Annotated in this window: 6 protein-coding genes; 2 read left to right on the forward strand and 4 right to left on the reverse strand. The window is 77.7% G+C overall.

The window, feature by feature from the left end:
- Positions 1-5: 5 nt before the first annotated feature.
- The 4 genes from ABD158_RS13340 to ABD158_RS13355 all read right to left on the reverse strand — a co-directional run bounded on the left by ABD158_RS13340 (position 6) and on the right by ABD158_RS13355 (position 4,691).
- On the reverse strand, positions 6-686 hold the full coding sequence (locus ABD158_RS13340) for a hypothetical protein (RefSeq protein WP_344007957.1): 681 nt from the start codon (positions 684-686) through the stop codon (positions 6-8).
- Positions 687-763: 77 nt separating this feature from the next.
- A complete protein-coding gene (gene hutI / locus ABD158_RS13345) occupies positions 764-1,948 on the reverse strand; it encodes an imidazolonepropionase (protein ID WP_344007959.1) in 1,185 nt (394 codons plus the stop codon).
- Positions 1,945-3,306: a formimidoylglutamate deiminase gene (locus tag ABD158_RS13350; protein ID WP_344007961.1), complete on the reverse strand. Its 1,362-nt coding sequence runs from the start codon at positions 3,304-3,306 to the stop codon at positions 1,945-1,947. The genes hutI and ABD158_RS13350 overlap by 4 nt, the downstream gene beginning before the upstream one ends.
- Positions 3,303-4,691: an allantoate amidohydrolase gene (locus ABD158_RS13355; protein ID WP_344007964.1), complete on the reverse strand. Its 1,389-nt coding sequence runs from the start codon at positions 4,689-4,691 to the stop codon at positions 3,303-3,305. Before ABD158_RS13355 ends, ABD158_RS13350 begins: the two co-directional genes overlap by 4 nt.
- An 11-nt stretch (positions 4,692-4,702) precedes the next feature.
- Between ABD158_RS13355 and ABD158_RS13360 the strand changes: the two genes are divergently transcribed.
- Together ABD158_RS13360 and ABD158_RS13365 are read left to right on the forward strand one after the other, a co-directional pair.
- On the forward strand, positions 4,703-5,302 hold the full coding sequence (locus ABD158_RS13360) for a nitroreductase family protein (protein WP_344007967.1): 600 nt from the start codon (positions 4,703-4,705) through the stop codon (positions 5,300-5,302).
- 334 nt (positions 5,303-5,636) lie between these two features.
- A partial coding sequence (locus ABD158_RS13365) for a DnaJ family domain-containing protein (protein WP_344007970.1) occupies positions 5,637-6,166 on the forward strand: 530 nt, incomplete at its 3' end.

The raw sequence follows: 6,166 nt of genomic DNA on the forward strand, positions 1-6,166 counted from the left end.
GCCCCTCACCAGCCGCGGACGGTCTCCCGGACGACCTGCACCAGCGCGGGCGTCGGAGCGGTCACGGTGACGACGCGGTCGCGACACAGCCCGGCGCTCCAGCCGCGGCCGGGCTCGCGGCGCACCGCGGTGCGCTCGACGGCGCAGTCCGGGCGGCCGGGGTGCACCTCGACGGCGGCTCGCGGGTCGTGCGGGAGGACGGCCGTGACGCCGGACGCTCCGTCCACGGTGTCGCGTCCGCGCCAGCGGGCGACCTCGGGGTCCGGGTCGGCGGCGCGACGGGCGGAGGCGAGGACGCGGCGGGTCGTGGCGCGGTCCGTGCCGCCGACCGCCACGACCGTCCCGCCGGCGACCACGTGGCCGCTCCACCGACCGTCGGCGGACGTGATCAGGCCCGCCTGCCTCGCGCTGTCGAACACGTCCGCCTCGTGGAGCGTGACCGGGTACCCGGCCACGTCACAGGCGTCGGTCCCCGGAGGCCCGTAGGCCGTCACCTGCCACTCGCATGCGCTGGTGTCGACCCGGCGCCACTCCACCGGGAGCTCGAGCCGCACCCGGGCGGCGCGGTCGGGCTCGGGCGCGACGGTCACCGTGCGCCAGCCGGGTCCGGCCTCGCACGCGATGCCGCCCGACGCCGTGCACGCCGCCAGGGGCACGACGAGTGCGAGCCCGGCCGTTGTCCGCATCCTCACGGCCCTCGGACGGCGGCAGGAGCGGTCGGGTTCCGCGGTCCGGTGGACGTCGGAGGTGGGCCGAGCGGACCTCAGGTCAGGGGCCTGCCCCCGAGCCAGGTCGCGGCGACGAGGGGGACGCCGGGGCGGTAGGCCAGGTGCAGGTACGACGGGGCGTCGAGCAGCACGAGGTCGGCGCGCATCCCGGGCACCAGGGCCCCGACGTCGTCGCGCCGCAGCGCCTCGGCCCCGCGGCGGGTCGCCGCGTGCAGGGCCTCGGCGGGGCTCATGCCCATGTCGCGCACGGCCATCGCGAGGCAGAACGGGACGGACGAGGTGTACGACGAGCCCGGGTTGCAGTCGCTCGCCAGCGCGACGCGGACGCCGGCGTCGAGCAGGCGCCGGGCGTCGGGCCAGGGCTGGCGGGTCGAGAACTCGACGCCGGGCAGCAGCGTCGCCACCGTGCCGGACGCCGCCAGCGCGTCGACGTCCGCGTCGTCGAGGTAGGTGCAGTGGTCGACGGCGGCGAGGCCCAGCTCGCAGGCCAGCCGCACCCCGGGACCGGGGCCGAGCTGGTTGGCGTGGAGGCGTCCGCGCAGCCCGACGGCCGCGCCGGCGGCGAGGATCGTGCGCGCCTGGTCGTCGTCGAAGGCGCCGCTCTCGCAGAACACGTCGATCCACCGGGCGTACGGCGCACAGGCCGCCAGCATCGGCCCCGTCACCATGTCGACATATCGACCGGCATCGCCCGGGGAGCCGTCCGGGGCGGCCGGGACGACGTGCGCGCCGAGGAAGGTGGTCTCGGACGTCACCTGCTGGGCGATCGCGAGCGAGCGCGCCTCGTCGGCGACGGTGAGCCCGTAGCCGCTCTTGACCTCGACGGTCGTCGTGCCCTGGCGGCGCATCTCGCCGACGAGGCGGGCGAGGTTGGCGGCGAGCTGCTCGTCGGTGGCGGCGCGTGTCGCGGCGACGGTGGTGCGGATGCCGCCGGCGGCGTAGGGCTGCCCGGTCATCCGCGCGGCGAACTCCTCGGAGCGGTCCCCGGCGAAGACCAGGTGGCTGTGGGAGTCCACGAAGCCGGGGACCACCGCACGGCCGCCGCAGTCGTGGGCGAGGTCGGCGGCGGGGGCGTCGGCGGCGCGGCCGACCCAGGCGACGCGGTCGCCGTCGAGCACCACCGCCGCGTCGCGGACGAGGCCCAGCAGACCCCCCTCCTCGGCGCGCTCCGGGTCGTTGGTGACGAGCTCGCCGATGCCGGTGAGCAGGGTGGTGGTCATCGACGGGCTCCTGGGGGTCGGACGGCGGCGATCGCGGCCGCGAGCTCGCGGCCGACGGCGGGTCGGTCGGCGCGGCGGGCGACCACGCGGCCGTCGACGACGGTGCGCACCACGTCCTCCGCGCTCGCGGCCCACACGGCGGTGGCGACGTCGGCGCCGGTGCCGGCGGTGCGCACCGAGGCGTCGTCGAGGGTGACCAGGTCGGCGCGGGCCCCGACCTCGATGCGTCCGGCGTCGGCCCACCCCAGGCTCGCCTGCCCGTCGTACGCCGCGGCGCGCAGCAGGTCCGCGGCCGCCCAGTGCCCGCGGCGCACGGTGACGAGGCGCTCGTCCAGCTCGACGGCGCGCATCTCCTCGAAGGGGTCGATCACGGCGTGGCTGTCGGAGCCGAGCGTGAGCACCGCCCCGGCGTCGCGCAGCGCGACCGACGGACCCACGCCGTCGCCGAGGTCGCGCTCGGTGGTGGGGCAGAAGCAGGCGCGGGTGCGGGTCGCGCCGAGGGTCGCGACGTCGGCGTCGGTGAGGTGGGTGGCGTGCACGACGGTGCTGCGCTCCCCCAGCAGGCCCTCCCGCTCGGCCAGGCCGGTGGGGGTGAGGCCGGTCGCGGCGAGGCAGGCCTCGTTCTCGGCCGGCTGCTCGGACAGGTGCAGGTGCAGCGGCCGCGCGTGCTCCCGCGCCCAGTCGGCGACCGTCGCCATCTGCGGCGCGGGGACGGCGCGCACCGAGTGCACCGCGGCGCCGAGCAGCACGCCGTCGCGACCGGCCAGCTCGGCGTCGAGCGCCTCGACGCGGCGACGCCAGGCGGCGGCCGACCCGTCGTCGTACCTCACCTGGACGCCGGCGGGCGGCTCGTCGAACCCGCCGGCGAGGTAGCAGGCGTCGAGCAGCGTCAGCCGGACGCCGGCCTCCGCGGCGGCCCGGACCAGCGCTCGGCCCATCGCGTTGGGCCCGCCCTCGGCCCCGTCGTACGGCGTGCCGTCGCCGCGGTGGTGCAGGTAGTGGAACTCCCCCACCGCGGTGACGCCGGCGGCGGCCATCTCGCGGTACGTCGCCCGCGCGAGCGCGAGGTAGGTCGACGGGGTGAGGCGCTCGGCGACGTCGTACATCTGCTCGCGCCAGGTCCAGAACGAGCCCGGCTCCGCCGACGACCGGGCCTGGGTGTGGCCGCGCAGGGCGCGGTGGAAGGCGTGGGAGTGGGCGTTGGCGAGGCCCGGGACCGTCAGGCCCGGCACCTCGAGGGCGCGTCGCGGGCGGGCCGCACCCGGGACGACCTCGACGAACCGGCCGTCCTCGACGACCACGAGCACGTCGTCGCGGGGGCCGTCGGGCAGCACGGCTCGCTGCAGGAAGTGCCTCACGCGGCGCCCTCCCCCGCCAGGCGGGCCAGCGCGTGCGCCAGCGCGTCGACGCCCGCGAGGCAGTCCGCGGTCGCGGCGTGCTCGCCCGGGGCGTGGGAGACGCCGGTCGGGTTGCGGACGTGGAGCATCGCCGTGGCCACGCCGGCCTGCGCGAGCACCCCGGCGTCGTGGCCGGCGCCCGTGGGGATGACCGGCAGTCCCGGGCCACCCGGCACCGCGGCGTCGATGAGCCCGGTGAGGTCGGCGTCGAAGTGGACGGGGGCGGTCAGCGACTCCGCGGTCACGGTGACGGCGGTGCCGTCGCGGTCGGCCCGGTCGGCGGCCTGGCGCTCGATCGTGGCCACCAGGGCCCGGACGGCCCCGTCGTCGGCGCCGCGCGCGTCGAGCCACGCGCTGACCCGGCTGGGCACGGCGTTGACGCCGTTGGGCACGGCCTCGACGCGGCCGAAGGTGGCCCGCAGGTCGGCGAGCCGGGCCTGCTTGTCCGCGGCGAGCACGGTCATGGCGTAGGTCAGCATCGGGTTGCGGCGGTCCTCCATGCGGGTGGTGCCCGCGTGGTTGGCCTCGCCGGTGAAGTCGAAGCGCCAGCGTCCGTGCGGCCAGATCATCGACCCCAGGCCGACCGGCACGTCCCGGTGCACCAGGTCGCGGCCCTGCTCGACGTGCAGCTCGACGTAGGCGCCGACGCCCGCGAGGACGTCGGGGCCGTCACCGCGCTCGAGCGCCGCCGGGTCGAGGCCGGCGGCGACCAGGGCGTCCGGCAGCGCGACGTCCTCTCGGTCGCGCAGCTCGCGGACCTCGGCCCAGGTCGTCGCACCGACCGCGAGGCGCGAGCCCAGGCAGGCCCGCCCGAACCGCGAGCCCTCCTCCTCCACGAACGCCGCCACCCCCAGCGGCCGCGCCGGCCTGAAGCCCCGCTCCCGCAGCACGTCGAGCGCCGCGAACGCGCTCACCACGCCCAGCGGCCCGTCGTACGCCCCGCCGTCGAGGACCGAGTCCAGGTGCGAGCCGGTGAGCACGCCGTCGGCGGCCCCGCCCGGGCGGGATAGTCCCTGACGTTCTGACCATCCGGGCGCGGCCCCGGACAGTCCCTGACGTTCGGACCCGGATCCGGCCGGATCCACGGCCCGAACGTCGGGGACTACCCCGCCGCCCGGCCCGACACCGGCCCCGGCTTCGGGCCCGACCTCCGGGGCCACGTCCCACCACGCGACCTGGTTGCCGAGGCCGTCGACGACGAGGCGCAGGCCGCGGCGGCGGGCCTCCTCGGCGAACCAGGTCCGCAGCTCGGTCTCGGCCGCCGTCCACGGCTGGCGGAAGTAGCCGCCGCTGTCCGCCGACCGCCCGACCGGGGCGAGGTCGCGCCACATCTGCTCGAACGTCATGATCCGCTCCCATGGAGTTCGCCGAGGTCGTCCGCCGCCGCCGCATGGTCCGCCGGTACGCCGACGCGCCCCTGGACCCCGCCGACGTCGACGCGGTGCTGGACGCCGGCACCCGCGGGCCCAGCGCCGGCTTCAGCCAGGGCACGCGGCTGCTGGCGCTGGTCGAGCCCCCGGACGTCGCCGCGTTCTGGCGCGCCACCACCCCGTCCGGCGTCACCGGCAGCGCCTGGCTCGACGGGATGCGCACCGCTCCGGTGGTCGTGGTCGTGTGGGCGGACGAGTCGGCCTACCGCGAGCGGTACGCCGAGCCCGACAAGGCCCGCTCCGACCAGAGCTTCGCGGTGCCGTGGTGGCACGTCGACGCCGGCATGGCCGCCCTGCTGGTGCTGCAGGCCGCCGTCGACCGGGGCCTCGGCGCCTGCTTCTTCGGGGTGCCGCCGGGCCGCTGGCCCGCGCTCCGCGAGGCGTACGGCGTGCCCGCGGCCCTGGTGCCGACCGGCGCGGTGAGCCTGGGTCACCCGCACCCCGACGACGCCGGCTCGGGCTCGGCCACCCGCCGGCCGCGCCGCCCCCGCGACGAGGTCGTGCACCACGGGCGCTGGGGAGGCTGACACCGGGGCTGGCACGGCCCCAGTCCACCGGTCCCGACGCCGCGGCGGCAACCGGGGGCGCGCCACCCAGGTCTCGGATGCGAGATCCGTCGGGACCCGGCAGGCCGGCGTACGGGCGCGGCTCGGGCCGACGACCAGGACTCCGGCTCCTGGTCGTCTCGGCCCTGACGCAGCGGGGCGTCGGGCGGAGACCGCGCGCGCTCGTCGCCGCGGCGGTCGCGGTGGTCTCGCCGACCCTCCTGGGCGTGGGCACGGCCCCGGTCCGCCGACGGCCCGCCGCGGACGCCCGCGCACGCTCCGGCCCCCTCGTACGCTGGAGGGCGAGGTGATGGCGATGTCCCAGCGCTCTCACGACGAGGGCTCCGACGAGCAGGACGAGGCCGCGCGGCGCTACGCGACGGCCGAGGAGCTGCGCGAGCGCGACCCGCGCACCGGTCGGTCCGCGGCGGCCCTGCGGATCCAGCACCAGTCGTCGTGGGTGGACCTCCAGATCCGGCAGGCGCAGGAGCGCGGGGACTTCGACGACCTGCCCGGCGCCGGCAAGCCCATCGACGAGCTGATCGGCCGCGGCGACGACCCCGACTGGTGGGTCAAGCGCCTCATGGAGCGCGAGAAGATCACCGGTCTCCTGCCACCCGCGCTGCAGCTGCGCAAGGACGACGCCCGGCTCGAGGAGCGGCTCGACGCGCTCACCGCCGAGCCGGAGGTGCGCCGGGAGGTCGCGGAGTTCAACGCCCGGATCAAGCACGCCCTGCTCACGAACCTCGGCGGGCCGCCCGTGATCACCGCCAAGCGTGACGTCGAGGCCGAGGTCGAGGCGTGGGCCGAGCGCCGCCGGGCCCGCGCGGCCGCGTCAGACGCTGG

Origin of the sequence: Nocardioides lentus (genome assembly GCF_039529515.1) — a bacterium.
In the GTDB taxonomy this organism is placed as follows: Bacteria; Actinomycetota; Actinomycetes; order Propionibacteriales; family Nocardioidaceae; genus Nocardioides; species Nocardioides lentus.